Source organism: Pseudoalteromonas sp. TB25 (assembly GCF_000497995.1).
GTDB classification, from domain to species: Bacteria; Pseudomonadota; Gammaproteobacteria; order Enterobacterales; family Alteromonadaceae; genus Pseudoalteromonas; species Pseudoalteromonas distincta.
This window is the reverse complement of sequence record NZ_AUTI01000042.1, coordinates 1-2,177: the sequence shown is the minus strand read 5'-3', so window position 1 is coordinate 2,177 and position 2,177 is coordinate 1. Positions and strand designations below refer to the sequence as shown.

Genomic DNA, 2,177 nt, shown 5'->3' with positions numbered 1-2,177 from the left:
GAGCTAGCCCCAACATATGTATACTTAGCTTCGCAAGAGTCAAGTTACATTACCGCTGAAATAATGGGCGTGACAGGTGGGCAACATCTACCTTAATCATCAACAGATGATTGTTAAACAACATAATAGCGGCGAGTATACGCCGCTTTTATAACCTACTCTTTTTGCATCACATCTAAACAAAATCCACTAAGTATTCGTGAAACCGTGGTTATAAACACCCTAAAAGCCTGAGTTACCCACTGCACTATTTGACTTAGTACGAGGTTGAGTGAGCCTATTTAAGCACGCATAAACAAACTGCTTAAACAACTAGAGCTGCTTAAGCAGTCAACTTAGGCTTTATACCTATTTATCAAACTGGTTTTATGCGTTGTCTTTTTTAGCACGTATACCGCGAATGAACTCTTCTAAATAAGGCATAAACTCTAGCACGAGTGATATGAATAGCACTGTTATCAAGTAAGTTATTGGTATAGGTGACTCTTTTAATTGGAGCGTAAATTCAGGAGGAAAGCCCCCAGGAGTAAATAATGCTGTAAATTGCTCCCAGTGCCGCGCAATAATTAATACTAAAGCCAACAGCGGTATCATTTCTAAAAAGCTATGTATGTGCTGCTCTATTGGCCCCACTCTACGTTTACTTACCGCGTAAGTTACATCCCACATTGCTGTAAGTTCATGAATAAAAAACAACAAGATACTAATAGCAATAATCAAACTATTAACTTCAAAAATTAAAACAAGAATTAACGGTATACCCACTTCGGCAAACATTAATAGATGAATAAACGACTCTTTTGCACCACTTGTTGTAGAAATATTACTACGTCGATGACAAAACCAATCCGCAATGCCAGCTACAAGCCAAATAGGGATCACAAAGTACATTAAAATAACTAAAGTAGGGTCAGTCATATTTGGTTAGTCCTTAAAATCAAGTTTTTAAAAATTGTCACACTCAAAACTAAATATATACGCTTGGTCATTTCGATAATTAATAACGTACCGATGAGCATAAATCGTGTTCTTAAAACACGTTCTCAGCCACCATTATTATAGCTTTAAGAATTTTTACTTAGCTGTATATGAGATACCTTTTAAAGCGAGCTCTTGTACCACCACGGGTATGCTCATTATTTTCTACGACAGATTGTTAATTCAAGTGGTATGCCAAACTTTTATTTTTAGTGGGTTGCATGAAAACGCAGGTATAAGTATGTGTGGAAGAGTTTTAGGCTCACCTCGTTGTATTTTTGATGGCTAGAAAGTAGAAAATATGCCCCTTTTTTGTAACTTTTTCATTTATCGATAATCTCGGTTAGTAAGGGGCTTGTATTGAAGATAAAACTAAATGCTCAAATATCAGGTTATTTATATGTATTGCTAAACTTCATAAATAAAAAAGTGGTCAACATGCTTGGTTTGGTAACAGTGCTTAAATACTATTATTAAGCCATTCCTTGTCTTCTACTGCCACCGGCACTCGTGCATATTCACTTTGTCGTTTTTAAACAGTACGCCTTCTGATAATAGCTTTTCGCGCTGTTCTTGGTATTTTTCGCTACCTGCAGGGAATGATATTTTACCTTGGCTATTCACTACCCTGTGCCATGGTATAACTGAGTCGTTTGGCATCATTTTTAATAAGCGCCCCACCAATCGTGAGTTTTGCGGATAGCCCGCAAGAGCTGCAACTTGCCCGTAACTTGCTACTTTGCCTATTGGTATACCTGCGATAACAGTATAAATAAGTGTTTCTTTATCAATATCAGCGTTCATTTAAATACGCCTCACTAAGTACTTTAAATTGCTCCCAAATAGTACGCGCTACAGGTCCGTGGTGCACTGCATGTTGTCTAAAGGCTCTAATTTGTGCGCTAAATTTATGCTCTCGGTCAGTTATGTGTATTTCTTGAAGTAAGCCTGCTTTTATTTCAGGAGCGCAGTGTTCTAGGCTCATCATTGCCCAACCTGCACCTGAGAGTAAAAACGATTTTAAGGTCGATACATCATCAATTTTCATCATGGCGGAGCCTTTTGAGTACGATAGTCTGTCACTGTCGATACTCAAATCACTTTCAAACATGGCTAAACACGGATACGTTTGTAGTTCACTATAGGTTAGCTTTTGAGGAAGTACGCCTTTGGCGCTGACAATGCCAATATCGAGCCTG

General features: G+C 38.0%; 2 protein-coding genes and 2 pseudogenes. 1 reads left to right on the top strand and 3 read right to left on the bottom strand.

What is annotated here, in order from left to right; genetic code table 11:
• A pseudogene (locus L652_RS1000000124815) lies at positions 1 to 96 on the top strand (NAD(P)-dependent dehydrogenase); the annotation flags it as partial.
• 270 nt (positions 97 to 366) lie between these two features.
• Here the strand turns inward: L652_RS1000000124815 and L652_RS0100790 are convergent.
• The 3 genes and pseudogenes from L652_RS0100790 to L652_RS0100780 all read right to left on the bottom strand — a co-directional run.
• Complete coding sequence (locus L652_RS0100790; RefSeq protein WP_029753163.1) at positions 367 to 918, bottom strand: hypothetical protein; 552 nt, start codon at positions 916 to 918, stop codon at positions 367 to 369.
• A gap of 552 nt (positions 919 to 1,470) precedes the next feature.
• Positions 1,471 to 1,782: an MGMT family protein gene (locus L652_RS0100785; RefSeq protein WP_024595301.1), complete on the bottom strand. Its 312-nt coding sequence runs from the start codon at positions 1,780 to 1,782 to the stop codon at positions 1,471 to 1,473.
• A pseudogene (locus tag L652_RS0100780) lies at positions 1,772 to 2,177 on the bottom strand (LysR family transcriptional regulator); the annotation flags it as partial. The gene L652_RS0100785 and the pseudogene L652_RS0100780, both read right to left, overlap by 11 nt.

Excerpts from the sequence above, each read along its gene's own strand:
- L652_RS0100790 (WP_029753163.1), bottom strand. The coding sequence starts at position 918 with ATGACTGACCCTACTTTAGTTATTTTAATGTACTTTGTGATCCCTATT.
- L652_RS0100785 (WP_024595301.1), bottom strand. The coding sequence starts at position 1,782 with ATGAACGCTGATATTGATAAAGAAACACTTATTTATACTGTTATCGCA.